Genomic DNA, 25,865 nt, shown 5'->3' with positions numbered 1-25,865 from the left:
GGACGCCGGCCGACGATGGTCGGCGCGCTAGGCGGGCAAGGCCGTACGGTCGAGGCGCTGCCGCTGGGAGTCGGTGAGCCGGAGGTCTGCCGAAGCGAGATTCTCCTCCAGATGGGCGAGCGAAGCGGTTCCGGGGATCGGCAGGACGACCGGGGAACGGGCGAGCAGCCAGGCGAGCAGGACCTGGGGGGCGGTGGCGCCGAGTTCGGTGGCGACGGTGGCGAGCGCGGATGCCTGGCCGGAGTCGGCTGCTGCGGCGACGGGGCGCCAGGGAAGAAAGGCAATGCCGGTGGCCTCGCATGCCTCCAGAACCGGCTCGTAGTCTCGGTCGAGGAGGTTGTAGCGGTTCTGCACGCTCGCGATCTCGGCGGTCTGCCGGGCCTCGGCGAGTTGTGCAGTGGTGACCTCGGACAGCCCGATGTGCCCGATCTTCCCTTCCAGTTGGAGGTCGCGGAGCGCGCCAACCTGTTCGGCGACCGGAACCTTCGGGTCGATCCGGTGCAGCTGCAGGAGGCCGACGCGCTCGGTCCGGAGCCGGCGCAGGCCCTGCTCGACCTGCTCGCGCAGGCTCTCCGGCCGTGCGTCGTACGCCCACCCTTCCGGCCCGGACTGGGTGACCCCGACCTTGGTGGTGATCAGCAGGCCGTCCGGGTACGGATGCAGGGCCTCGGCCAGGAGTTCCTCGTTGGCCCCCCATCCGTACAGGTGGGCGGTGTCGATCAAGGTGACGCCCAGTTCGACGGCGCGCCGGGCTACCGCGATGGCGGCTTCCCGCTCAGGGCCGGGCTCGGTCGGCAGGCGCATGGCGCCGAACCCAAGCCGAGTTACCCGGTATTCGCCTCCGATGGAAAACGTGCTCGGCGTGCCCGGAGTGTTCGTTGTGCTTGAAGTCATCGGTCCCCCTCGTCGGCCCGACGATACCTGGGCCCGCCTCGTGAGGGTCCCTCGAACGCGACGCTGCGGACAACCTCCGTTCGGGCACTGCGACAGCCTCACCAAGCAAGCCGATATTGAGCACCAGAGTGGCCAACTGAAACGCTCAACGGCCAAGTGAAGCGCTCAGTCACAAGACCTGAATCGGTGACCCGCGAAGTACGGGTATACGCGAGGCTGACGCCCTGCGACGCGCCCCGCGCTACCGGCCCACCCTCGTCGACCCGTATCGCGACCACCTCCGGGCCCGTCGGGCGGCCGATCCCGCCGTGGCAGTCCTCCAACTTTTCCGAGAGATCAAGAACCTTGGTTACACCGGCAGCCTCAACCTGCTCTACCGCTACATCACCCAAGGCCGTGCCGAAGGCGACCGGCCCGCGATCACCCCAGGCGCTTCGCCCGCCTTCTCCTCACCCACCCCGGCAACCGGCGCGACAGCGACGCCGAACTCATCCGAGATCTCACCACCGCCTGCCCCGAAATGAACGGAACTCGCCTGGTCCATCGGCGAGTTCGCCGGATTGCTTGCGCCCGATCCGGGGAACGACGCCCGGCTGACCGCCTGGATCACCGCCGTCCGCGCTTCCAGTCTTCCCCACCTGCACGCCTTCGCGAACGGTCTCGAACTCGACCGCTGTGGGTGCCGGAAACCCCGTCCGCGCTGGTCGGGCGGCATGTCGGTATTCATGGATGGTGCCGCCGAGTCGGTCCTGTCCGCGGATGCGCAACCGCTGGAGTTCGTCGGGGTCGGTGATCGGCTCGGGCAGCGCACGGAGCGGCGCCGCCTGCCGGAGCGTTCGGTGCGGCCTGTGCGCGTTGTCATGCCGTTCGAACTCGCGCAGCGCACGGAGCAGGTGACGCTGATTCCGGATCAGTGTGCGGTCGAGGAGTTCGTGGCGGCAGGTGCGGACCCGGCGCTCCATGACCGCGTTCAGACGGGGTATGCGGACGCCGCGACGGTGCGGATCCCGGCGTCGGCGAGGATCTCGTCGAACAGCCCGGGGAACTTCCCGTCCCGGTCGCGGATGCGCGGCGTGCGGCGGATCCGGCCGGAGAGCCGGGCCGGGGAAGGCAGCGGGGCCAGTCCGCCGCGACGCCGTGGAGGTAGCGGAACGCCCGGGCCCACGATGGGGGGTCGGCACCCGACATGCCGCCTTCCGGCGACCGTCTCCGCGCCCGACATCTCGGGTGCCGAGGGCCGTTCGGAGCAGACGCTGTCGCCTGTCCGATCCACCGGGGCGCGCCGTTGCCCGGAGGGCGCCCGAGCGGCTGCTCAAATGTCGGGACGGCACGACGCCCCGGGCCCCTGGGGCTGCCGAACCACCGGGAGCGACCGTGAAGAAGCCTTTGTCCCTGCGCACTCGCACCGCCGTCGGCGCCGCTGTCCTGGTGCTGGGCCTGAGCATGGCGGGCGGCACGCCCGCGATCGCCGCCCCGCACCGGACCTGGGAGGCACCGGTGGCGGGCGAGGTGAAGGACGGGAACGTCGTGCAGACCTCGCACCTGACCGAGGAGGCCGCGGTGACCGCCGCCCAGGCCGCCCTCGACGCGGCCGAGGCGGACGGCCGGCGCGTCAGCGTCGCCGTCGTCGACCGCAACGGCAACACCATCGTGGTGCTGCGCGGCGACGGTTCGGGCGCGCACACCTACGAGTCGGCACAGCGCAAGGCCTACACCGCGGCGTCGTTCAACGCCCCGACGTCGGTGCTGGTCGGGCGGCTCGAGCAGAACCCGACGCTCGCCGACATCCCCGGCACCCTGTTCCTCGCCGGCGGGCTCCCGATCCACTACCAGGGCGCCCCCATCGCCGGCATCGGCGTGGCCGGCGCGCCGAGCGGGCTGCTGGACGAGCAGTACGCCCAGGCCGGCATCGACGCGATCAGCAACTGACCCGGCAGCGGGCGGTGCGCGGCCGGTCGTCCGGCGTGCCGGCCGCCGTGCGGGGCGGCCGCCCGCGGTGACGTCGGGGCACCACGCCCCGCCCAGCGCCGCAACCGCATCCCCGCCCCCACCCCCGACCCCAACCGCGGCCGCGTGCCCGGCAACCCGCACTCCCCCGCGGGCCCTGCCGGGCACGCGGCCGCTGCCGCGCCCAGCCCGGCCCAGAGGAAGCGCGCCGTCGCGTCGGCCCACGGGTGCGGCCACCGCAGTCGCTGACATGATCGTCGGCTGTGTCCCTGGCCCGATCCGCGCCGCACGGCGGTCACCGCGGTCCCGTGATGTACCCGGTGCCGACGGCCGACAGCCGCGCCGCAACTCGCCTGGTCGGTCGCGCGGGTGGCGGCGGAGTCGGCGTGTCGGGGCCGCCGCGGCGGTCGGTGCTGCTGGCCGCGCTCGGGGCCGCGGGCGTGTTCGCCGGCGGCTGCGCGCCGGGAGACGACGGGCGGCGGGAGCCGGCCGCGACAGGGAGGCCCCTCATGCCCCTGCCCCAAGGCACGGTGCGGTGGACGTTCGACAGCTACGGAACCACCGCGGTGACACCCGCGTTCGGAAACGGCAGGCTCTACGTCGGCGGCGCGGCGGTCTCCGCGCTGGACGCCGCCACCGGGCGGGTGCTGTGGGAGTACCAGACCGCGGACATCGCGGACTGCACGCCCGTGGTCGCCGACCGCACCGTCTTCGCGACAGGCGGGGACCTCGTCGCCCTGGACGCGGACACCGGCCGGGTGCGCTGGCACCGTCCACCCGGCCCCGACGGCGGCTTCCATCACGCCGACCATGCCGACGGCCTGGTGGTTTCGGCGGTCGGCCCCGGCTCGGTCTGCGGCGTCGACGCGGCGACCGAACCGGAGCGGTCCGACGCCGACGGCGCGCCCGATCCACGAGATCGGCCCTGTGCGCGGCCCGCACCACGTCGACCCCGAGGTGCCGGTGAGGATCGCCGGCAGTCCCGCGTCGATCTCGCTCGGACCGTGGTAGCGGTTGGCGGGGGCGGAACAGGAGACCGCCTCGACGGGCGAAGCGGAACCCGCCGCGGCAAGCCCCGCGACCAACCACCGGTGAAACGGGGTGTCCCGCGTACGCCAACCCGGATCGTAGTCGCGGCGTCCGTCCCGACGGGTCACCGTCGTCCGCGCGGTTCCCGAACACCCCGTGCCGGCCGCGACCCGGCCGCGGAGGACGAACGGCGCCGCCTCGGACGGGGCGCGGCTACCCGGCGGTCGGCGTCGGGGACTTGCGCACGCGGATGAACTCGTCGAGCCGGGCCAGTTGTTCGGCGCTGAAAGCGGCCTCGGGCACGGTGGCCACACACCGCGGCGCCGTGCGGATCACGAGCAGCCCGAACTGGCGCCGCACACCGAGCGTGGCCGGCCAGCGCATGCTCGTCGTACCGACACCGGGTCGTTCGCGCGTGAATCCCTCGTCGTCGAGCACGATGTCGATCGCGCCCTGCCTGATCAGCTCACGCACTTGTCTGCCGTGGATGAGGAACAGGAAAAGCACGAAGAAGATCGACCAGAGGCCCATGCGGAGACTCCCCGCGGAGATCGCCAGGAGCAACACCACCACGGGCACGACGACCAATCCCCAGCGGGCCCACTTCGGATAGGCCGCCAACGCCGGTCCGCCACGTGTGGGTGTACGTCGTCGAGATCAGCATGTGCGGATGCTAGGGGGAGCGCGGAACACCCGATCCGGCGGGCCCACCTCGGCCAACGGCCGGCGCAGATTGCCGCCGACCTTGCCCGGAGCACAGGGCACGGGGGAGACGGAGGCCATGTCTCCGTCTGTGGCAGCGATATCCCGGTGTCGTGGATCAGGGAGACGTTTCGGTCGTCGGGGACGGCGGTGTCGAGGATCGGGTAGTCGGCGTCGCCGTCGACGGGCAGCCGGCGCATCACGGTCTCCAGCACGCCGCGTGGTGGCTGCCGCCGCCGGCGGCGGCGAACCGCCACCGGAACCACCATCGTCCGCCTTCCGGCCGAAGACGGATGATGGAGCCGGCACCGGACCGGTATGCCCACCTGCGCATCCCCGATGACACCGGAAGGCCACTGCGCGAGGAGGTCGCTCGGCTGATCCACTCCTTCGACGCGACCCGGACCGGGCGTCCTGACGTTGGCCGTTCGCCCTCTATCAGGTCTTGCTCCGCGTCCGCCGGCGCCGGCCTGGTGCCGTCCGGACCGGCGGACGGGGCAACGTCACTCGGGAACGCCGAGCGGCGGGTGCTCGAGCACGCGGGGCTTGTACTCGACCAACTGGATACGGCCGTCGAAGGTGCGGTGCTCGATCATCTCGAGGGCAACGTCCGGATAGCCGTCGTAGATGCGTTCCGCGCCCGTGGCCCCGGTGATCACCGGGAACATCACGACCCGGAAGCGGTCGACGAGTCCGGCTCGTACCAGGGACCGGCACAGGCTGAGGCTGCCGATCGTGCCGAGGAGCCCCGAGCCGTTCTCCTTCATGGCGCGGACCGTCTCGACGGCGTCGTCGCAGACGAGCGTGGAGTTGGCCCACGTCAGTGGCTCCTCGAGTGAGGAGGAGAACACCACTTTGGACGCCTGCGTGAGCTCGTCGACGGACGCCTCTTCCTCGGGCCTGAACTCGCCTTGGCCATTCGGGACCTCGCCTGCGGCGAAGCCCGACATCAGGCGGTAGGTGTTCGCTCCCATCAGGTAGGTGGCCTCGGGCTGCTCGCCGAGCCATGCGAGGTACTCCGGGCCCTCGAGGCCCCAGAACCCGGGCCATCCCTCTCCCGATGCGTGGCCGTCGAGGGAGGTGATGAAGTCGACGAGAAGCTCCGACATGGCGGTGTCCTTTCCTGGGGTGTCACGACCTTGGACCCGCCGGGAGCCACAAACTCATCGGCCGCGCCGCGAAGCAACGAGAAAACCCATGACGCCGCCCCGACCCGACAGGGCGTGCCCCGCACTCGCCCCGCCGACTCCCGGCCCGCGCGCGGAAAGGCCGGCGTGGACCGGAACGGCGTCGCGGCCGCGCGGTCCGTCCTCTCCAACTACAAGGGGCTCGGCGAGGGGGTCGACATCCCGAACGTGGATTCGGTCGCGATTCTGGACCCGAAAGGGGCTCGGCACGATCCGGTGCACCCGCGGCGCGCTTCCTCACATCGACGCGCGCGGGGCGAGCGGGTCCGGGGCCCGCCCGGGGGCCGGATCTTCCCGGAGCGTGTGTTCACCGAGGGGCGGGGGTTGTCCGTGGCGAAACGCGCGACGAGGACGGTGCCGGTGTCGGCCCGGCGGGTGCGGGAGGGCTGGCACGGCCCTGCGGACACCCGGATCCGGCTGGCGGCGCCAGGCGAGGTGGGTCGCGGCCGCGTCGCGCGCCGCGGAGCGTGAGGGTTTCACCGAGCATCGAGACCCGAACCGCTCCCGCGCCGCTCGACACGTCGGCCCGGCACAGGCGCCACGCGACGGTCGACGACGACCCGGCGCCTTTAGCCTAGGGCCTGTACGGAGTTGTGTCAGTCGGCGGGAGGGTGTGGGCGACCTCGGTTCCGTTGGAACGTGGAGACACGCCTCAAGGATGGGAGACTGGGAGAGCCGGGTGCCGGGTCGAGGGCAATTTGTGAAGGCACTCCCCGAGGCCGTCACTCACGCCGATATCGAGGCGGGGGTCGGGTCGCACCGCGGGTCCGTCAACGAGCGAGGATCTCCCGCGAACCGCGGATGGCCTCCGAGGGCATCAGAGCGCTGTCCTGGTTGGACAGGACAACGACGATGGTGCCGCGTCCGAGGTGGATGTCCAGTTGCCCGCCGTAGCCCGGGGTGCCGCCGTTGTGGCCGACGATGCGGGTGTTGTCGAGCGTCTCGTCCTCGAAGCCGTACGCGTAGCGCATGCGGCTCGGGGTGCCGCTGGGGGGTCCGCCCGGGGCGGGGGCCTGGCCGTTCCCTCCCGGACCGCCGCCCGAGGCGGGGGCCGGACCACCGCTGAGCACGGGCCCACCGGAGCCTTGGCCGCGGTTCGGGAGGTCCTTGCCGGTCAGCAGGGTGTTGGTCATCTCGGGTCCCAGCAGCCGGTTTTCGCTGACGGCGCGGGCGAAGTTGAACAGGTCGGTGACCGTCGAGTACGCCGCTCCCGACGGGTTGGCGAACTGAACCTGATCGGCGATGTCGCGCAGTGTGGCGTCCGACGGCTTGACCGTCCCGGTGGACGATCCCGGCGGCAGTAGCTTGCCGTCCGCACCGACGAGCGCGTAACCGTGCGCCATATTCGGGACGTCAACCGGCTTGTACGGGCGGACATCGGTGTCCGTCATGCCCGCGGGGGTGAAGACCTGGCGCCGCATGTGGTCCGCGTAGGACTCACCCGACACGTGCTCGATGACCGCCCCGAGGGTGATGAACCCGGAGTTGCTGTACTGGAATCGCGATCCGGGCTCGAAGGCCAGGGGCTGCGCCGCGATCACCGGCAGGAGCCCGGTGACCGTCTGTGCCGGATCGGGGGTGTCCGAGCCGAGGACATCGCCCATCCCCGAGGTGTGGGTGAGGAGATGGTGGATCGTCACCCTGTCGGCGATCGCGGCGGGCAGGCCGGGGACGTGCTTGCCGACCGGGTCCTCGAACGCCAGCTTGCGCTGCTCCGCCAAGCGGGCTATCGCCACGCCGGTGAACGATTTTCCGATCGACGCGACGCAGAACTTCGTGGCCACGTCGTTGGGGATCTTCCGGATCCGGTCCGCCATTCCGAAACCACTCGCCAGAATCGGCTGTCCGTCTTTCGCGATGAGCACGCTTCCCGAGAAAGTCCCTTCGGTGGCAAGGCGTTCGAGTTCGCTACGATATGCTTCCCACTCCGGAGGAACCGAAGCATTCCGACTCGGCGAATTCGTTCTCTCGGGAGACTTGCCGGCTTTCGACTTGCCGCCGCCACAAGCGACCAGCCCCCCGGAAATAACAAACATTCCCCCGACAAATGACCTTCGACTGACCGCCATGCCTGTCCCGCCTTCGCGCCGATCCGGTAGTGCACGAGAACGTAGAGCGCGAGTCAGTCCCGAACCAACTGATTAACCCAGTGGTTGATCAAACGCGGAAGGAGCGGCCGATGCGGCTGCGGCTTGCCGAAGAGGCGTCCGACCTGGTGGCATTCAACTGCTCGCCGGCATACGAGGCGCTGCGCAGCCTGCATGTGCTGGGTGACGTCAAAAGCCACCCGCTGCACATTTCCTGGGTTTTGACCGCGCGCACCAGAATGTCCGGCGAACTCAAAGCGGAATTCGACCGGTTCGCCTTCTGGTGCGCCCGACCGCTGGGTTTCCCGGAAATCTGGCCGCCGTCGGGCAGTCGGTCGTGGTCGGAGGAGATATCCGAGCTACGCAAAACGCCGGTGCACAACTTTGCGGAACCGTTGATCATGCCGGCGCTCGCGCGGAACGGGCGCGTGGGACCGACTTCCTGGGAACTGTTCTCCGAGAATTCCGACCTGCGGCACCGGGCACTGGCGAAAATCGAAGAACACCGCCCCGCTTCACTGCCCGCGATGCGCGAACTGATCGCCGACCCCGAGCGTTGCCGAGAACGCTTCGCCGATTTCCTGGACACCTACTGGCAGACGTGCCTCGCACCGGACTGGCCCCGCCTGGAGCGGCACCTGCTCACCGAAATCACGCGCTGCGGACACCTCGCCGGGCAGCGCGGCGTACCACGCATGCTGGCCGCAGCCCTCGGTCACATCGAACTCGCCGAGACGGGGCCGGGCGCCCAGGGCGGCGACGAGATCGTCATCCGGCCCGCCTCCGCGCGCCGAGGCCCGGAGCCCATGGAGATCACCCTCACCCGGGGCGACCAACTCCTGCTCGCCCCCTCGCACTTCGCATGGCCGAAGGTGACCGTCGCGGTCATGCGCGAGCGACGAGGAGACATCGACCGCACAACAGCGACCATCACGTACGCCCTCGCCGAAATGCGCCGGCAGGCCCAGCCTCCCGTGCCACCCGAGGACCTCCTCAAACTCCTGCGCTCGGCAGGCGACCCGACCCGGCTGAAGATCCTGCAACTGCTCGGCGTACGCGCCCGCTCGACACGGGAGATCGCCGGACTGCTCGGCTTCACCGAGGCCGCGATCTCCAAGCACCTCAAACTGCTCGCCGAAGCGGGCTGGGTGGAGCAGGACCGGCACAGCTACTACGTCTACTACCGGCTCGCACACGACGCCCGCGACAACCTCACCCGAGGACTCGACGAAATACTCGGATGAGCACCCGGCGACGGCAACGGTCCGGGATCCACGCCTCCCCCACCACTGACTGACACGACTCCGTATAGGCCTTGGGGCCTATACGGAGTTGCGACCAGTGTTGTTCGTGAACTGAAAGAACACTTGCGTGCCGCGACGTGAACTGAGCGATGAAGAATGCGAGTTGGTCGAGCCATTCTTGCCGATAAGCAGGTTCGGCCCGTACCCGGAGCGACTGCGGGAGCAGTTCGAGGGTGTGGTCTGGCGGTTCCGCACCGGCAGCCAGTGGCGGGAGATGCCGGGCGAGTTCGGGCCATGGTCGACGGTGTACGACAGGTTCTCCCAGTGGCGCGACGCGGGCATCTTCGAGGCGCTGATGGACGGGATGATCGCCCAGGCCGCCCGCCTCGACCAGGTCGACATATCCGTGGTGAGCGTGGACTCCACGGTTGTCCGCGCCTACCACGACGCCGCGGGCGCCCGGGTGAGCGAGGAGGTCCTCACCGCCCTGGAGAAAGCCGCCAGCCCGTCAAAAGGGGCTCGCAAAACGAACAAAACAAGCATGTCGAACCGGACGACGATCCCGGCCGGGCCGAACGGCGGCGTGCCCGCCGCCGGCACCGGGCGCGGCTGACCGCCGCGGCCCTGGGCCGCTCCCGCGGCGGGCTGACCAGCAAGATCCACCTGGCTGGCGACCGGAACTGCCGCCCACTGGCGTTCACCGTCACCGAGGGGCAAGCCGCCGACAGCCCCCGCTTCATCCCCGTCCTCGGCAAGATCAAGATCCGCGGCCCGGCCGGACGCCCGCGCACTCGGCCCGACGTCGTGGCCGCGGATAAGGCGTACTCGTCCCGAGCCAACCGCGCCCACCTGCGCAAGCGCGGAATCACATCGGTCATCCCCGAGAAGGCCGACCAGGCCGTCAACCGCAAGAAGAAGGGCCGCCGCGGCGGACGGCCCGTCACCCACGATCCGGACCTCTATCGCGAACGCAACACCGTCGAACGCCTGATGTGCGCCACGAAGCGTCTTGTGCCGACCACTGTCGCGGCCAGGAAGCGCCCAGCGACAACCGCTCCCGTACGACGTCACCGACGTCGTACGGGACGAACAGCTCGTCCAACCCGCACGTATCGGAACGGATTCGGACGTGGACATGTGCCGTCACCCCACCACGACAGCACCTCCCCACTCGTGAAGCACGCCGATGTCCACACCCGACCGCAACATGCGGAAAGGCGAAATTTGTGATCGGGAGCCGTCGCAGGTGCGCATGTGATCGGGCGGCGCCCAGCGACGTCACGGTCGTCATCGTGGTGCCCCCGTTTCCGTCCGCAACGATCACCGAACCCGCCAGAGCCGGCCCCGGACGGCTGCCGGGCCCTCGTTCGCGCCCAGGACGACGAGGGCCGCTGCACAGAAGATCGGTTGCGACTTTTCGAGCTGGGTGACATCAAATCCAGGGCCTGAACTGGGCCTTAGCGACGTAGTTTTCGCCCCGCTGAGCCGAAGCACCGTAGTTGCCACACAGGCAGGCTTGTTGTCACCGGATTCCGCAGTGGTGGGCGGTTTTCACATGGTTCGGCATGGAGTCGCGGACCATGCGCGCGTTGGGTAGCCGGCCTCGCCAGAGCTCGCGCTCACCGGTGAGCTTGAATCCGTGGTGCTCGTAGAAGCGGATCGCCCTCTTGTTGTAGTCGGTCACCCAGAGGTGTATCGGCGCGTCTTCCGCCCATGGGAGAAACTCGCCCATCAGCCCTTGTCCGATGCCTTGGCCCTGGGCCTCGCTCAGCAGATACATCGGTCCGAGGGTGACCGTCTCGTCTCGCCGGCCACAGAGGAGCCCGACGATCTCCGCCTCGGCGAGGACGACACGGCAGAAGAGCAGGTTCGGCCGCCGCCCGGCCTCCGCGATGAACTCTCGCCACCGGGTGATGCCTTGCGTGGTGACAGCGGACCCCCGTTGCTCCCGAATCCACGTCTCGTCGATCCCCGCCGCATCGTTGGGGTACGTCTGGAGCCACGCCCTCAATTGCATCCGGCCCACGGCCTCGGCGTCGGTGGGGTGAGGAGCTTCGATGCGATGGGTCACGGGGACATTCTTGACGGTGTGCCTGAGTTTTCCCGCGACATGCTTGCCGATGGTGACAAGAAGCATGCCTCGTGGGTGACAACCAGCCTGCTTTGCGCACTACTAAAGGCCAGGTCACCCCGCTTAGTTGGTGACAACCTTCCCGCTTTGGTTCACCCGCTTGACACCGGAAGGCCGAGCTTGTTGACACCTACGCCACGTTTTCAGCCCCGTCGCCACCTGCCACCGTGCAACTCGGCTGGCATCCGAGAAGGACCGGGCGGACGGCTGCTCATGCCAGGGTGACGTCCATGCCACCCTCGGCCAGGGCCTCAAGGACTACGGCGAACAGGTCGTAGGGCCGGCCGTCCGGCGTCAGGGCGTGGGACAGGTGCTCGCGCGCGGTCGCGGCGTTTCGCCAGAGCAGGGTGGCGGGGGCGGTGTAGCCGAAGGTGCCGCGCAGGCAGTCGTCGAGGGCTGCGAGGCAGCCGCCGAAGTAGCCGCCCGGCCCGTTGACCGCTTCGCCGAGCGCCAGGTAGAGGGCTGGTTCGTCGGTGATGTGCCGGCCGTCGAGTTCGTAGGCGTGGCCGGCCGGCCGGTCATGGTGGGATCGTCGGCAGGCCCGCTCCCGGGCGAGGTCCAGCCAGGCCCCGCGGCGGTGGGTATCGAGGCCGGCCCAGGCGTTCACGGCGTCCGGCGGCCCGGCGAGCCACCGCTCCCAGATTGGCCGGGCGTATTCGGGAACGGGTGTGAAGCGGCCTCCGTCGAGCTCCAGGTCGATCAGGTCCGCCCCGCGGGAGGATGGGCGCCGGTCGCTGACCGTGGCCCACAGCAGCCGGTCGGTAAGCAGCTCACCTCGATCGTCCCGTAACTCCAGAGCGGCCTCCCCCAAGTCCAGCGCCCGCCGGGTGCCCTTCGCCGGCGGTGCCCGTCGTGCACGCGAACGCGACCCCTGTGCCCCTCGGGCGGACCTTCGTAGTCGTCCAAACCGGTGAGCAACAGATTGTCCGTCCCGGGGAGTTGCCCCAGAGTCGGCACGACTCGATTCGGTGAACGCCCGTGGCCGGCCCCGATGTCTCCCTCGACGACCTCCTGCGGGACATTGCCCCCGGTCGGCACCGTGTTCCGCCCGCCGAGGCCCGGCCGTGGTCGGCGCCGGAATTCGAAGCGACCCTCGACAACGAGCCTCCGCGGGACCTCGCGGCCGGCACGACGCTTCGTTTCGCTGCCGCGCACTCCGCTCGCACTATCCGGTTTCCGCGACCGCCGACCCCGCCACCCGGTACCGGTGGCACGGGGACATCCAATTACCGCACGCGCGGCGTCCGTGGGGTACCGGACCGGCGGGCGCCGTATAGCCTCACTGTCGACCTCGGGTCGAATCGATTCCGGCTGACCCGAACTGACCTACAAGGGCGGGGACATGACGAGGGTGCGCGCTGTGGTGGGACGGCGGGCTGTGCTGTTGGCGGCGGCCGCGACGGCGGTCGGCGGGGGTGTGCTCGCGGTGGACGTCGCGCAGGGCGCCGACGGCGCGGCGGCCAGGGCGGGTGGACCCCCGCCCGAGTCCGAGGCAGAGCCGGACGAACTCGACGACGGCGACGCAGCGGCCATGCGGGAGTACACGTCCAACACTGCGCTGTACAACGATCGGAACCTGCGCGAGGGCCGCGACTACGCGCTCCGCTATCGGCGGCACGAGGCGGTCGGCGCCGGTGTCGGCAAGCGGTTGCTGTTCCCGGACACGGCCGTCCTCGCGCCGCACGGAGGTGGCATCGAGCGGGGCACCTCCGAACTGTGCCTGGCGATCGCCGGCTACCACCCGGCGACCGGGGCGACGGGCGGCGGACCGGTGTTCGACTACTGGATGTTCGAGGGGCTGCTGAGCGACGGCAACAAGCGGCTGCACGTCACGTCGACGCACTGCGACGACCCGGTCGCCCAGTCGCTCGCAGGCGGCAGCCGGCATGCGCTTTCGCTGCACGGCTGTACCGCCGAGCAGGCGCGCGCCAAAGGCGACGGTCAGGCCGTAGTGGTAGGCGGCCGCGACGGAGCCCTCAAGGCGAAGGTGATGAAAGCGCTGAAGGACGCGAAGTTCCAGGTCATCGACGGCGAGGTCGTCTCCCGACTGGCAGGTCAGCTACCGGCGAACATCGTCAACCGCACGCTGACCGGCGGCGGCGTCCAACTGGAGACGACGACACAACTGCGCGATGCGATGTTCAAGCCGAAGTGCAACACGGCCGCGCTGCGCGGCCGCAACACGACGGCGGTGTTCGACCGCTTCGTCGCCGCGGTCCGTACCGCACTCGCCGCCCCGCACACGCTTCCGGCGGCGCCCTAAAGGTTGTTGCAGAAGGCTGTTCTCATAGGTAAAAGGCCTGTATGGGTGGGGTGTTGCGGGTCGAGGCGTTGTGGGTGGAGACGTTCACGGGGTTGCGGATGGAGGGGTTCGCGCGGTTGGTGCGAGCGGTGCGGGAGCGGTGTCCGGAGCGGCCGGTGACGGGTCGTCCGTGGTGTCTGCCGCTCGCGGACCGGGTGCTGCTCGTGGCGGTGTACTACCGGACGAATCTGACGATGCGGCAGATGGCACCGTTGTTCGGGGTCTCGTCGGCGACGGTGTGCTGGGTGATCCAACGGTTGGGTCCGCATCTCGCGTTGGCGCCCGCCCGGGCCCGGGCGGCGGACGTGGAGCGGGTGTGGATCGTGGACGGCACGCTCGTGCCGGTGCGCGACCGGTCGGTGGCGGCTTCGAGCCGCAACTACCGATTCTCGGCGAACGCGCAGGTCGTGATCGACGCGGACACGCGCCTGGTGGTGGCGACCGCGCGGCCGGTGCCCGGGAACACCGCGGACGCGCACGCCTGGCGCGGCTCCGACCTGCCCGCGGTGTGCGCGGGAACCACGGTGCTCGCGGACGGCGCGTACTTTGGCACCGGCCTGGTCGTCCCGCACCGCCAACGCGCCCGCCGCCCGCTGCTGCCGCTCCAGGAGGACGACAACGCCGAGCATCGCCGGGTCCGCGCCCGCGTCGAACACGTCTTCGCGCGCATGAAGAACCACAAGATCCTCCGCGACTGCCGCCTCAGGAAGGACGGTCTCCACCACGCCGTCCAGGCGGTCGCCCACCTGCACAACATCGCCCTGGCGACATGATCGAAGCAGCCCCGCAAGCCACCCCGACCCGCCCGAACACGGACTTCTGCAACAACCTTTAGCCCCCGCGCGCGCCTAGTACTGCAATTGCGCTTGCCGTGACTTGTCGTCGTGGTGGTCGTTGGTCTGGTCATGGGTGGGGACCTTGGCGTGGGTGACGTGTGGCGGTGGGCGGCGGGGTTGGAGGAGGTGCACGAGCGTTTCGTGCATCGATTCCAACGGACGGAACCCCGGGAGTCGGCGCTGGCCTACATGCGGGGACTGGTGTCGTCGTTGGAACGCAAGAACGGGTGGACCGTGGCGGAGCAGGCGGGCCACGACCGCCCGGACCGCCTCCAACGACTGTTGAACACCTGCGACTGGAACGCGGACGAAGTCCGGGACGACGTACGGGAGTTCGTGATCGATACTTTCAGGCCGAGGACGGCGAGTTCACCGTGGACGCGGCGGTGGCCCCGGGCCGGGTTCTCCCGCGCCGGCCGGATCCCCGGGACACGGATCGAGCGGACCGTCGACGAACGCCCGGGCCGTTTCGGACGGGACACGGCCGCGTACCGGCGGCGGACCGGGTCGCGGTGCCACCGCAGGACCGTGTCGGGGTGCACGGTCGGCCCGAGCCGTCGCAGCACCCGGCGCGGCAGCGGGTGCGGCAGCGCGGCGAGCCAGACCCGGTCAGCCGCGGCGAACCGCGGCCGCCGGTCCCCGAGCTGCCGTTCCAAGACGGTGAGCCGGCGGCGCAACGCCGGAATCCCGGCGTCCTTGTCGCGGTCGCCCATCAGGAGCAGCCGCAACGCGGCGAACGCGTTCGTGACGGTGAGGCAGGCGAGTCGAAGCAGCACGAATGATCATGCTGCCGCGGCGGCGATCGCGCCCGGCCAAGGGGTCTACGACACCGCTCGCGTGCAGCCGCTGAACGCGCGCTCTCACCTGCACGGATGGAATTTCGGCACCCACAGGGTGCCGGTGGCGTACGTCCTCGTGCCGCCGGGCGCGACCGCGAAGGCGCCGGCCGCCGAGTTCGCCCGCTACGTCGGCATCCCCGTCACGGCCCGGATGACGCAGGCCCAGATCACCGAGGCGGTCTGCCACACCTACAACCGGGCCGGCGTCCGGTCCTCATCGATGAGATCCACCGCCTCAACCCCCGCACCAGCACCGGCGCGGAGACCGCGGACCTGTTGAAAGACCTCACCGACCGAAAGCCGATCGCCGCGGCGTCGGGGACCTGGTCCCGGCACAGGCGGGTGGTGCCCCCGAGCTTGGCGACGGGTAACGTATTCGTTACCCATGCAGGTCAATCGATGACGCGTGGTGCCGGTTCTTCCGCGACCACGACATGCGCGTCGGCGTGCTCACGCGGACGGCCCTGGCCGACTCGTGGGATCAACCGACGTGGATGTGTGGGCGCCGGTCGCGGTCCGGTTCGGCCTTGCGGAGTACTTCGCGGGTGACGGGGGCGACTTCGCCTTGGCCGAAGAGGAAGAACCGCAGGAAGTTGGCGAGCGGGTTGCCTTCGGTCCATTCGAAGTGGATGTGCGGGGGCCGGCCGGAGACGTCGCGCACGTGCAGCAGCGCGGCGAGCGCGTTGGGGACCGAGGAGCTCTCCAAGGTGAGGACGCGGTAACGGCCGTGTAGGACTTCGCCCTTGACCCGCATGCCGGACTCGATCTCGGACGGGTCGCCGACGGTGACCTCGACGAAGACGACGTCGTCGCGCTCGGGGATGTGGTTGTCGGCGCGGATCTGCTCGGTCTTGTCGCGGTATTCGGCTTCGTCGCGGCGGTCGGGTTCGTTGGCGATGAAGCGGATGGTGCGGTGCGGCGGCCTCGACCTCGCGAGCACCGCGTTGCGGCGCGCGCAGCTGTCATCCTGGGCGCTCGCACCGTCCCCTTGCCGCGCTCGGTCGCGCCGAGGACGCCCGACGGGCGCTCGCCGACGCCGACGACGCCTTGGACGCGTCCCCGGCGCAGGCTCCGGGTCGGTTCGGCTTCGACCACGCCGGGCACCTCCTGCACTCCGCCGCACATCCCCCTCGGACAGGGCGACCGGGCGGGCGAGCACGCCCGCGAATCCGTGGAAGCCGCGTACGCGTCACCGGACTGGGCGGCGGCCACCGCCGTCCTGGCCCTCGCCGAAACCCCCGTCGTCCTTGCGGGCTCGGTGGCCGGGGCGTCGGGTACGGGGGTGAGCGTGGGTCGTGGCGGTCACCGGTGCCCTTCATCGCCGTGGTGCCCGGGGTGGGCCGGGGTGAGGTAGCGGTGGGAGTCGGCGTCGAAGGCGGCCGCGCAGTGGGCGGAGCAGAAGTAGTGGGTGGCGCCTTCCGCTTCGCGGGCTTCGGGCGCGGTGGCGGGGTCGACGGTCGTCCCGCAGACCGGGTCTACGGCCTGGTGAACAGGCGGGGTGACGGCCCGGTCAGCGGTCGTCTCGACCTGCGGTGGTGCCGTCGGTGCGGGGGCCGGGGCCGTCGGGAGTGGCGTGGGGTGCCAGCGGCGCAGGCGCGATGCGTTGGTGACCACGGACAGCGAGGAGAGTGCCATCGCTGCGGCGGCGATGATGGGGCTGAGCCGGATGCCCCACAGGGGGTAGAGGGCGCCGGCGGCGAGGGGGACGCCGACGGCGTTGTAGACGAGGGCGAAGAACAGGTTCTGCCGGATGTTGCGCATGGTGGCGCGCGAGAGGCGGATGGCGGTGACGACGCCGGTGAGGGAGCCGGAGATGAGGGTGATGTCGGCGGCTTCGATGGCGACGTCGGTGCCTGTACCTATCGCAAGGCCGACGTCGGCGGCGGCGAGGGCGGGGGCGTCGTTGATGCCGTCGCCGACCATTCCGACGGTGCGGCCTTCGGCTTGCAGGCGGCGGATCCCGTCGGCTTTGTGTTCGGGCAGGACCTCGGCGAGGACCCGGCCGATGCCGACCTGGGCGGCGATGGCGGCGGCGGTGCGGGCGTTGTCCCCGGTGATCATGATGACTTCGACGCCGAGTCCGCGTAGCGCGGCGATGGCGGCGGCGGAGTCGTCCTTGACGGTGTCGGCGACCGCGATGACCCCGGCGGGCCGGTTGTCGACCGCGGCGAGGATCGGTGTCTTGCCCTCGGCGGACAGCGCCGCGGCGATGTCGGACAGGTCGCCGGTGGCGATGCCGGCGTCGGTGAGCAGGCGCGCGGTGCCAACCAGGACGGCGTGGCCGTCGACGGTGGCCTGGACTCCTTTGCCGGTGATCGAGTCGAAGCCGGCCGCCGTGCTCCACGACAGGTGGCGGTCGCGCGCCCCGGCGACGATGGCGGCGGCGAGGGGGTGTTCGCTGTCCGCTTCGGCGGCGGCGACCAGGGAGAGCAGCCCGGCCGTGTCGAATCCGCCTACGGTGCGGACGTCGGTCAAGGCGGGTTTCCCGGAGGTGATGGTGCCGGTCTTGTCCAGGACGACGGTGTCGAGTTTGTGGGCGCTCTCCAGGGCTTCGGCGGAGCGGATGAGGATGCCGGCCTGGGCGCCTTTGCCGGTACCGACCGTGACCGACAGCGGGGTGGCCAGGCCGAGCGCGCAGGGGCAGGCGATGATCAGCACGGACACGGCGGAGACCAGGGCGAGGGTCAGCGCCGGGGCGGGGCCGACTGTGAACCACAGGGCGAACGTACCGATCGCGACGGCGATGACGGCGGGGACGAAGTATGCGGAAACCGCGTCGGCGAGCCGCTGGATCGGCGCCTTGGACGCTTGGGCCTGCTGCACCAGGCGGACGATCTGGGCGAGCATCGTGTCCGAGCCGACCTTGGCCGCGCGCACCCGCAAGGACCCGGTGCCGTTGACGGTCGCGCCGATCACCGTGTCGCCCGCACGCTTGGTGACCGGGATCGGTTCGCCGGTGACCATCGACTCGTCCACCGCCGAGGACCCGGACAACACGTCGGCGTCGACCGGGACCTTCTCGCCCGGCCTGATGACGACCTCGTCGCCGACCACGACCACCTCGACGGGGATCTCGGTCTCGGTCCCGTCGCGCACCACACGGGCCATGCGGGCCTTCAGGCCCAGCAGGGCGTGGATCGCCTCGCCGGTGCCGGCCTTGGCGCGGGCCTCCAGCAGCCGTCCCAGCAGGATCAGGGTGAGGATGACGCCGACGGCCTCGTAGTACACCTCGCGCACGTCGCTGGGCAGCGCGGCGGGCGCCACGGTGGCCAGGACGCTGTACCCGTAGGCGGCCGAGGTCCCGAGGGTGATGAGGGAGTTCATGTCCGCGCCGCGGTGGCGCAGGGTCAGCCGGCCGGTCACATGGATCGGCCGGCCGGTGAAGAACATCACCGGGGTGATCAGCGCCAGTTGGACCCAGTGGTTCAGCGTCCAGCCGGGCACCCAGTCGGCACCGAACAACTCGTGCGCCATCACCGCGAACAGCACCGGCAGCGTCAACACCGCGCCCACCGCGACCCGGCGGGTCAGATCAGCGATCTCCGCGCGGCGTTCCGCGGCGTCGGCGGCCTCGGCCTCGACCGCGGACGCCTGGCTGCCGGACAACTCACCGTCCGATGTACGAGGGCCCGGCGCCTCTGGCCTGCTCGCACCGTCGCCGGACTGCACGCCGACGGTCTCCGCGTGGTCGGCCGGTGCGGGCGCGGGCGTGATGTCCGCCGGGACGACGAGCAAGGTGCCGTGGATCATGTTCATTCCGCAGGCGAAGCCGTACGTGCCGGGTGCGGGCGGGGTGAGGCGGACGGTGGTCTGCCGGTTGGCGGGCAGACCGGCACTGACGTGCAGGTCGGGGAAGACCACGCGCGAGGTGCACTCGCCGGACTCCTGTCGATCGAAGACCAGTTCGACGGGGACGCCTTCGCGGACCCGGATCACGTCCGGGGTGTAGCCGCCGCGGACGGTGACCTCGACGCGCTGCACCCCGCCCTCGATCCGTGCGGTACGGGCGCGGCGCGGCCCGAAGAAGTACCAGCCCAGCCCCGCAATCAGCAGCACGGCCACGGCGACGACCGCGACATCGGCTCCGGTCATGGCCCACACCCCTTCTGACGGGTACCTGCCCAGGCTCGCCCCGGGTACCCGTGCCGGGCAGGGGCAGGCCGGCCCTTGGGCCCGGGCCGAACGGCGCTGTGGCCATGTCCGGCGCAGCGCGACTGTGGAGGCGAAGATGCCTCCTCCCGGAGATGGGGGCGGGGCGGCCGAGAGGGGCCGACGATGATGTTCTGGTACGACCACGGCGTCAGCGGCTGGGGCTGGGTGGCGATGACCATCGGCATGGTCGCGTTCTGGGGCCTGCTGATCACCCTCGCCGTCCTGGCCGCCCGCGCCTTGGCCGCCGACCGGCCGACGGCGGCGCCCGCCGCGGGCGTCGCGCCGACGCCCGAGCAGCTACTCGCCGAGCGGTTCGCCCGCGGCGAGATCGACGAGGACGAGTACCTGCGGCGCCTGGGCACCTTGCGCGACACACACTCCGGCGGCAGCGGCCATGGTCCGCAAGCGCACGCGGGCCGCCGCCCTCGCTGCCTTGGCCTTGGCTGCGACGGCGGCCGTCGGGGCGTGCGGCTCGGACGGCACCACCCCCACCCTGCACCGGCCAACGCCACCACCATGGCCGGCCCCACAGCACCGGGTCCGACCGACGGGTGGGGACCGGGCATGTGGAGCGGCATGATGGCCCCCGGCATGGTCAACCCGTCCGACGGCGCCGTGCAGATCGAATACGGCCCGGCGATGATGTGGAACACCGCCTACGGCATGCACTTCGGCAGCCAGGACCAGGCCCGCGTCTCCGCCGACCAGGCCCGGGAGATCGCCGACCGATGGCTCCGCGACCACGGCAACACCCACACCGCGGGCGACCCCGAGCCGTACCCGGGCTACTACACCCTGCACACCCTGCAAGGCGGAAGCATCACCGGCATGCTGTCCGTCAACGCCACCACCGGACAGGTCTGGGAACACACCTGGCACGGCACCTACATCGCCACCAGCCCCCACTGACCCACCGCACGACACACGGACGCCCAGGATCGACCACCCGCGTCCGGTCGCTCGGTGTTGCCCTCGCCAACGCGCGGCAGGGGCGGGCCACCTTTCCGCCGGGGCAACTCGACCCGCTCTCCGCGCTCGGTATGCGTTGGACGTGAGTTCGGACATCCCACGAATTCGCCACGCCCACCGGGACGAGCAGCAGTCGGAAGCGTCCGCCCGGCCGTTGAACACCGTGCTGGAAAGCCCGACTGCAAGCGACGGGTCACGGGACGTCGAAGGTCCGCGCATGGGCCGGATCAAGCAGCGCGGGCGACGCGACGCGCGGGGCGAAACCGTCGGCCACCGGCCCGTCTCCCCGGACCGGCCGTCGGAGGCCGACCCGAGCCAGGCGTTCCAGCTCGCCGCCGAGTACGCCTTCATCGACCAACCCCGACGACGCGCTCCCCAACGAACCGGCCGCTGACATCCGTGGACACCGCACACCCGCACCGCTTTGGGAAGGACCCCTCAAGCCACCGGGGCCGTGCGGGTCATGCCTGCTTGCTGGTGTGTTCGGTGTAGAACTCATTGAACGCGGCGAAGGCCCGTGCTCCGTAGATGGTGGCGGGTCCGCCGTTCATCAGGAAGGTGACGCCGAGGGTCTCGGCTGCCTCGTTCGGGGTAGCGCCCTGGAGCACAGCTGCGTGCGCGTGGGCGGCAATGCATCCATCGCACTCTTTGCTCACCGCGATGGCGAACGCGATGAGCTCTTTGATCTTCCCGTTGAGGGCACCTGAGCGAAGGGCCGCGTCGTGGAGTTCCTTGTAGCCCTGGTATACGTCAGGGATCATGTGACGCAGCTCGCGTGTGAGAGGACGTAGTTCTTCTCGGACGGCTTTGCCGTGGCTGGTGTTCATGGTGGCCTCCTGCCTCCTGACCGGTTGCCAGGTGCGCCGGGCCTTCGTGGCCTGGCTGGGGTGATGGGAGGTTGGCGTCCCCTGAGGTTCTCAGGTCAGGTTGCCGCAAACCGCCGGCTGTACAGGGAGTGAGCGCTGTGGTTCTGCCCGCGCCGGTCGGCGGAGCTGGGTGGCTGCACCGAGCTCCGCGGGGTCGACGCCGGTGAACTGGATGCGCATCCGGAGAAGCCGGATGTCGACGGCTTCAGCGGCGAAGCGGGTTGTGCCGGCAGTCGGACATCTTGCAGGCGCCGACCCGGCCGGTGGTGGACGGGTCGGCGCCTTTGGCCGGGAGGTGAAGAAGGTGTCGCAGTGTGCGTGCTGAACGTCGCCCATGGTAATGGCCGGCGCGTGGCAGGCGGGGTGCCGGTTGTAGGCGCAGTCCTCGATCGCGCAATCGTTCACGACGGGCACTTCGATGACGACGCTCTCCTCGTATCGGTAGGCCTCTTCGGCTCGTCTACGCGAGCTGCAGGCGGTCTCAGGCGAGCATGGGCCCATCAGGTCGAGCGTGGTCGTGGGCAACGCCGACGGCCGGCGGACTTCCGCCGGACGGCGCAACGCCCGAGGGTCGTCGTGCGGCCCCGGCACAGGCACAGAGCCGTACTGTCAGGCAGGGGCGGGCTCGAGGACGCCGATTAGGAGGCTTCACGCACCGGCTCCTCTCGTATCCCCTTCGTCTTGCTCGCCGGACCCGCACCATGGGCCGCTCGGGCGCGGGCCCGCAATGCGGCCCGGCCCCGGCTCGGCGACCCTGGAGAGAGGCAGGCGTCGGGAGGAGCGTCCATGTATCGGAAGACGATCTCCAAGGAGACCGCGCCGGGCGTCACACCGAATCTCGCCGACTACGACGAGGCTCGTTCCGATTTCACCTGGTCGCAGGTCCGCACCGGACTGGCCGGGTTGCCTGGCGGTGGACTGAACATCGCGCACGAGGCGGTCGACCGGCACGTGGGTACGGGCCTCGGCGACAAGGTTGCCCTGAGGTGCGTCTCCCGTGACAACACCGTCTCGACCGTCACGTACTCCGAGCTGGCCGGTCGTACGGCCCGCTTCGCGAACGTCCTGCGGTCGCTGGGCGTCGGCCCTGGGGAGCGGGTGTTCACTCTGCTCGGCCGCTGTCCCGAGCTCTACACGGCGGTGCTCGGCACGCTGAAGAACATCAGCGTGTTGTGCCCGCTCTTCTCCGTGTTCGGGCCTGACCCGGTGGAGCAGCGGCTGCGGCTCGGCAACGCCCGCGTGCTGGTGACCACCGCGGCCCTGTACCGGCGCAAGGTCGCCGACCGGCGGGGGGCGCTCTCCAATCTGGAGCACGTCCTCATTGTCGGACCCGAGGTCGGACCCGGTGCCGAGAAGTCTTCCGACACGCTCTCCTTCGAGGAGCTCATGGCCGCGGCCTCGGACAGGTTCACCATCCCGCCGACCTCGCCGGAGGACATGGCTCTGCTGCACTTCACCAGCGGAACCACCGGCACGCCCAAGGGTGCGATCCACGTCCACGAAGCGGTCGTCGCCCATGACGCCACAGCCGCGTATGCGCTCGATCTGCACCCCGAGGACGTGTACTGGTGCACTGCCGACCCCGGCTGGGTCACCGGCATGTCATACGGAATCGTCGCCCCGCTCGTCCACGGCGTGACGGTCGTCGTGGACGAGGGCGAATTCGACGCCCGGCGCTGGTACCGGATCCTCGGCGAACAGCGGGTCAGCGTCTGGTACACCGCGCCCACGGCCCTGCGGATGCTCATGCGCACCACGCCGCGCGAGGGCCCGTACGACCTGCCGCGCTCGTACGACCTGTCGGCCCTGCGCTTCATCGCCTCCGTCGGCGAGCCCCTCAACCCCGAGGCCGTGGTGTGGGGCCAGGAGGTGCTGGGGCTGCCCGTCCACGACAACTGGTGGCAGACCGAGACCGGCAGCATCATGATCGCAAACTTCGCGGCATGCGAGATTCGGCCCGGTTCGATGGGGCGACCGTTGCCCGGTGTCGAGGCGACCGTGCTGAAACAGGGCGAGGACGGCCGGGCGCTGATCACCGACGGCAGGGTGACGGAGGTGACCAGCCCCCATGTGGAGGGAGAGTTGGCACTGCGGCCTGGCTGGCCGTCCATGTTCCGCGGCTATCTGCACGACAAGGAACGGTACGAGGCGTCGTTCGCCGACGGCTGGTATCTGACCGGCGACCTGGTCAGACGGGATGCGGACGGCTGGTACTGGTTCGTGGGACGCGCCGACGACGTCATCAAGTCGGCCGGACACCTCATCGGCCCGTTCGAGGTGGAGAGCGTGCTGATGGAGCACCCGGCGGTCGCGGAGGCCGGAGTGATCGGCCGGCCGGATCCTGTCGCCGGGAATGTCGTCAAGGCATTCGTGTCGCTGCGCCCCGGACTGGAGGCGAGCGCGGACCTGGAGCGGGAGTTGCTGGGCTTCGCGCGTCGCCGGCTGGGCCCGGCCGTCGCGCCCCGGGAGATCGCCTTCGACCAGAACCTGCCCAAGACCCGTAGCGGCAAGGTCATGCGCCGGCTGCTGCGCGCCCACGAACTCGGCCTGCCCACCGGCGACATGTCCACGTTGGAGGGATCCTCGTGAGTCCGGCTCGCAACACCCACGCCAGGAAGGCCCCGGGAACCCGGAAGCCTGCCCAGAAGGCCGCGAGAAAGGCCGCCACGAGCAAGATAGGCGCGAGGGCGGGCGGTTCGGCCCCAGGACCGGGTATCGAGCACAAGGTGGATCTGCTTGAGGCCATGCTGCGCATCCGGCGCTTCGAAGAGCGGTGCGTCGAGTTGTACAGTGCCGCAAAGATCCGCGGCTTCGTTCACCTCTACATCGGCGAAGAGGCCGTCGCCGTCGGCGTCAACCAGGCGCTGAGCCCCGAGGATGCGGTGGTCTCCACCTACCGCGAGCACGGCCACGCACTCGCTCGCGGCATCCCCGCCGAGGCTGTCATGGCCGAGATGTACGGCAGGACGACCGGGTGCAGCGGGGGGCGCGGAGGGTCCATGCACCTGTTCGACGCCGGCCGCCGATTCTACGGAGGCAACGCGATCGTCGCCGGCGGCCTTCCCTTGGCCGCCGGTCTCGCCCTGGCCGACCGTATGCGCCTACAGCCTCGCGTCACCTGCTGTTTCTTCGGGGACGGTGCCTTCGCCGAGGGCGAATTCCACGAGACGGCGAACCTCGCCGCCCTGTGGAATCTGCCACTGCTGCTGGTCTGCGAGAACAACTTCTACGCCATGGGCACGGCCTTGGAACGCCACGAGGCGCAGACCGACTTGGCCATGCGGGCCGCCTCGTACGGCATGGTCGCCTGGGCCGTCGACGGTATGGACGTGGAAGCCGTGGAGCAGGCCGCCCGCCGGGCCGCCGACGCCATTCGGGCAGGAGCCGGACCGCACTTCCTGGAGCTGCGTACCTACCGCTTCCGAGCCCATTCCATGTACGACCCGGACCGCTACCGCGACAAGACGGAGGTCGAGCGGTGGAAGGACCGGGATCCGATCAACCGGCTCATGGATCGCATGCGCGAGAACGGTGAGCTGGGCGACGAGGAAGTCACCGGGATCGAGCACCGGGTCACAGAGGAGGTCGACCGTGCCGTCGAGGCCGCCGAGCAGGCACCCGAGGAGCCGGTCGAAGACCTGCTCCTCCATGTGACCAGCGCTCCGGGAAGGTGAGTTGACCATGGAGAACGGCGGGCAGCCGGTGGAAGCGAAGACGACCTACCGGGAAGCGATGCGCGAGGCGCTGTGGGAGGCCCTGCGCGCCGACGACCGGGTCTTCCTCATGGGCGAGGACGTGGGCCGCTACGGCGGATGCTTCGGCGTCAGCCTCGGCCTGTTGGAGGAGTTCGGGCCGGAACGGATCCGCGACACCCCGCTGTCGGAGTCCGCCTTCGTGGGCGCGGGCATCGGCGCGGCCCTGGCCGGGTTGCGTCCGATTGTCGAGATCATGACCGTCAACTTCAGCCTGCTCGCCCTCGACCAGATCCTCAACAACGCCGCCACCCTGCTGCACATGTCGAGCGGTCAGCTGCCCGTCCCGCTGGTGATCCGCATGACGACGGGCGCGGGGCGGCAGCTCGCCGCCCAGCACTCGCACAGCCTGGAGGGCTGGTACGCGCACATCCCCGGCATCCGTGTCCTCGCGCCCGCGACCATCGAGGACGCACGCCACATGCTCGCCCCGGCGCTCGCCGACCCCGACCCCGTACTGATCTTCGAGCACGGCAGCCTCTACAGCGCCGCCGGTGAACTCGTCCCGTCCGCCACCCCCGTGGACATCTCACACGCCGCAGTCCGCAGGGCCGGCATCGACGTCTCCCTGATCACCTACGGCGGATCGCTGCCCAAGGCGCTGGCGGCGGCGGACGAGTTGTCCGTCGAGGGCATCAGCGCCGAGGTCGTGGACCTGCGCACGCTCCGGCCACTCGACGACGAAGCGATCGCCACCACCGTGGCTCGTACGCACCGCGCGGTGGTCATCGACGAAGCCTGGCGCACTGGCAGCATCGCCGCCGAGATCTCCGCCCGCATCGCCGAGGAATCCTTCTACGAACTGGACGCCCCCGTGGAGCGGGTGTGCAGCGCGGAAGTTCCCATCCCGTACGCCCGGCAGCTCGAGGAGGCCGCCCTGCCGCAGACCACCGACATCGTCGCGGCGACACACCGGGCGGTGGGCTGA

At 70.4% G+C, this 25,865-nt stretch carries 19 protein-coding genes and 7 pseudogenes; 14 read left to right on the top strand and 12 right to left on the bottom strand.

Annotated elements, in window-relative coordinates; all coding sequences use genetic code 11:
- Nucleotides 1-27 precede the first annotated feature (27 nt).
- Nucleotides 28-894: an aldo/keto reductase gene (locus OG928_RS46120; protein ID WP_406291976.1), complete on the bottom strand. Its 867-nt coding sequence runs from the start codon at nt 892-894 to the stop codon at nt 28-30.
- 194 nt (nt 895-1,088) lie between these two features.
- On the opposite strand from OG928_RS46120, the pseudogene OG928_RS46115 reads away from it, so the two are divergent.
- Nucleotides 1,089-1,568 (top strand): annotated as a pseudogene (locus OG928_RS46115) (ISL3 family transposase); the annotation flags it as partial.
- Nucleotides 1,569-1,601: 33 nt separating this feature from the next.
- Here OG928_RS46115 and OG928_RS46110 read toward each other — a convergent pair.
- A pseudogene (locus OG928_RS46110) lies at nt 1,602-1,960 on the bottom strand (integrase core domain-containing protein); the annotation flags it as partial.
- Nucleotides 1,961-2,268: 308 nt separating this feature from the next.
- On the opposite strand from OG928_RS46110, the gene OG928_RS46105 reads away from it, so the two are divergent.
- A complete protein-coding gene (locus tag OG928_RS46105; RefSeq protein ID WP_331767998.1) occupies nt 2,269-2,823 on the top strand; it encodes a heme-binding protein in 555 nt (184 codons plus the stop codon).
- Nucleotides 2,824-3,350: 527 nt separating this feature from the next.
- The gene (locus OG928_RS46100) at nt 3,351-4,124 is read left to right on the top strand and encodes a PQQ-binding-like beta-propeller repeat protein (protein WP_331767997.1); all 774 of its coding nucleotides are present in this window, start codon (nt 3,351-3,353) and stop codon (nt 4,122-4,124) included.
- Here the strand turns inward: OG928_RS46100 and OG928_RS46095 are convergent.
- From OG928_RS46095 to OG928_RS46085, 3 genes are all read right to left on the bottom strand, one after another.
- Complete coding sequence (locus tag OG928_RS46095) at nt 4,084-4,491, bottom strand: YcxB family protein (protein WP_331767996.1); 408 nt, start codon at nt 4,489-4,491, stop codon at nt 4,084-4,086. The two genes, OG928_RS46100 and OG928_RS46095, sit on opposite strands and share 41 nt — an antisense overlap.
- A 584-nt stretch (nt 4,492-5,075) precedes the next feature.
- A complete protein-coding gene (locus OG928_RS46090) occupies nt 5,076-5,681 on the bottom strand; it encodes a dihydrofolate reductase family protein (protein ID WP_331767995.1) in 606 nt (201 codons plus the stop codon).
- Nucleotides 5,682-6,529: 848 nt separating this feature from the next.
- Entirely contained in the window at nt 6,530-7,795 is a 1,266-nt protein-coding gene (locus OG928_RS46085) for a serine hydrolase domain-containing protein (RefSeq protein WP_331767994.1), read from the bottom strand.
- A 143-nt stretch (nt 7,796-7,938) separates the two neighbouring features.
- Here OG928_RS46085 and OG928_RS46080 point away from each other — a divergent pair, with 143 nt between their 5' ends.
- Both OG928_RS46080 and OG928_RS46075 read left to right on the top strand, forming a co-directional pair.
- A complete protein-coding gene (locus OG928_RS46080) occupies nt 7,939-9,090 on the top strand; it encodes a metalloregulator ArsR/SmtB family transcription factor (protein WP_331767993.1) in 1,152 nt (383 codons plus the stop codon).
- A gap of 127 nt (nt 9,091-9,217) precedes the next feature.
- Nucleotides 9,218-10,083, top strand: a pseudogene (locus tag OG928_RS46075) (IS5 family transposase); the annotation flags it as partial.
- 529 nt (nt 10,084-10,612) lie between these two features.
- On the opposite strand, the gene OG928_RS46070 reads toward OG928_RS46075, so the two are convergent.
- Both OG928_RS46070 and OG928_RS46065 read right to left on the bottom strand, forming a co-directional pair.
- Nucleotides 10,613-11,227, bottom strand: a complete 615-nt coding sequence (locus tag OG928_RS46070) for a GNAT family N-acetyltransferase (RefSeq protein WP_406291973.1) — start codon at nt 11,225-11,227, stop codon at nt 10,613-10,615.
- Nucleotides 11,228-11,432: 205 nt separating this feature from the next.
- Nucleotides 11,433-12,376, bottom strand: a pseudogene (locus OG928_RS46065) (barstar family protein).
- A 187-nt stretch (nt 12,377-12,563) separates the two neighbouring features.
- On the opposite strand from OG928_RS46065, the gene OG928_RS46060 reads away from it, so the two are divergent.
- Entirely contained in the window at nt 12,564-13,484 is a 921-nt protein-coding gene (locus tag OG928_RS46060; RefSeq protein ID WP_331767991.1) for a poly-gamma-glutamate hydrolase family protein, read from the top strand.
- 41 nt (nt 13,485-13,525) lie between these two features.
- Nucleotides 13,526-14,296 carry a transposase gene (locus OG928_RS46055; protein WP_331767990.1) on the top strand — a complete coding sequence of 257 codons (771 nt, stop codon included), beginning with the start codon at nt 13,526-13,528 and terminating at the stop codon, nt 14,294-14,296.
- Between the two features lie 75 nt (nt 14,297-14,371).
- Here the strand turns inward: OG928_RS46055 and OG928_RS46050 are convergent, their stop codons facing one another.
- Nucleotides 14,372-14,506: a hypothetical protein gene (locus OG928_RS46050; protein WP_331768364.1), complete on the bottom strand. Its 135-nt coding sequence runs from the start codon at nt 14,504-14,506 to the stop codon at nt 14,372-14,374.
- Here OG928_RS46050 and OG928_RS46045 point away from each other — a divergent pair.
- Together OG928_RS46045 and OG928_RS46040 are read left to right on the top strand one after the other, a co-directional pair.
- Nucleotides 14,447-14,725: pseudogene (locus OG928_RS46045) on the top strand (transposase); the annotation flags it as partial. The gene OG928_RS46050 and the pseudogene OG928_RS46045 overlap by 60 nt on opposite strands.
- A 522-nt stretch (nt 14,726-15,247) precedes the next feature.
- A pseudogene (locus tag OG928_RS46040) lies at nt 15,248-15,495 on the top strand (TniB family NTP-binding protein); the annotation flags it as partial.
- Nucleotides 15,496-15,679: 184 nt separating this feature from the next.
- Here the strand turns inward: OG928_RS46040 and OG928_RS46035 are convergent.
- A pseudogene (locus OG928_RS46035) lies at nt 15,680-16,114 on the bottom strand (amino acid transporter); the annotation flags it as partial.
- Between the two features lie 386 nt (nt 16,115-16,500).
- On the bottom strand, nt 16,501-19,290 hold the full coding sequence (locus OG928_RS46030) for a heavy metal translocating P-type ATPase (protein WP_331767989.1): 2,790 nt from the start codon (nt 19,288-19,290) through the stop codon (nt 16,501-16,503).
- A 183-nt stretch (nt 19,291-19,473) separates the two neighbouring features.
- On the opposite strand from OG928_RS46030, the gene OG928_RS46025 reads away from it, so the two are divergent.
- Both OG928_RS46025 and OG928_RS46020 read left to right on the top strand, forming a co-directional pair.
- Nucleotides 19,474-20,259: a hypothetical protein gene (locus OG928_RS46025; RefSeq protein ID WP_331767988.1), complete on the top strand. Its 786-nt coding sequence runs from the start codon at nt 19,474-19,476 to the stop codon at nt 20,257-20,259.
- A 142-nt stretch (nt 20,260-20,401) separates the two neighbouring features.
- Nucleotides 20,402-20,713, top strand: a complete 312-nt coding sequence (locus tag OG928_RS46020; protein ID WP_406291969.1) for a hypothetical protein — start codon at nt 20,402-20,404, stop codon at nt 20,711-20,713.
- Between the two features lie 67 nt (nt 20,714-20,780).
- Here OG928_RS46020 and OG928_RS46015 read toward each other — a convergent pair whose 3' ends face one another.
- Together OG928_RS46015 and OG928_RS46010 are read right to left on the bottom strand one after the other, a co-directional pair.
- Complete coding sequence (locus OG928_RS46015; protein ID WP_331767986.1) at nt 20,781-21,146, bottom strand: carboxymuconolactone decarboxylase family protein; 366 nt, start codon at nt 21,144-21,146, stop codon at nt 20,781-20,783.
- Nucleotides 21,147-21,236: 90 nt separating this feature from the next.
- Entirely contained in the window at nt 21,237-21,746 is a 510-nt protein-coding gene (locus tag OG928_RS46010) for a hypothetical protein (protein ID WP_406291967.1), read from the bottom strand.
- 225 nt (nt 21,747-21,971) lie between these two features.
- On the opposite strand from OG928_RS46010, the gene acsA reads away from it, so the two are divergent.
- The 3 genes from acsA (at nt 21,972) to OG928_RS45995 (ending at nt 25,865) form a co-directional block, all read left to right on the top strand.
- Nucleotides 21,972-23,774: an acetate--CoA ligase gene (acsA, locus tag OG928_RS46005; RefSeq protein WP_331767985.1), complete on the top strand. Its 1,803-nt coding sequence runs from the start codon at nt 21,972-21,974 to the stop codon at nt 23,772-23,774.
- Nucleotides 23,775-23,911: 137 nt separating this feature from the next.
- Nucleotides 23,912-24,859 (top strand): pyruvate dehydrogenase (acetyl-transferring) E1 component subunit alpha, encoded by a 948-nt coding sequence (gene pdhA / locus OG928_RS46000; RefSeq protein ID WP_406291965.1) that lies wholly within the window; start codon nt 23,912-23,914, stop codon nt 24,857-24,859.
- A 7-nt stretch (nt 24,860-24,866) separates the two neighbouring features.
- A complete protein-coding gene (locus OG928_RS45995; protein ID WP_331767984.1) occupies nt 24,867-25,865 on the top strand; it encodes an alpha-ketoacid dehydrogenase subunit beta in 999 nt (332 codons plus the stop codon).

The organism is Embleya sp. NBC_00896 (genome assembly GCF_045207785.1).
Lineage (GTDB): Bacteria > Actinomycetota > Actinomycetes > Streptomycetales > Streptomycetaceae > Embleya.
This window is presented reverse-complemented; position numbering and strand designations above follow the sequence as displayed.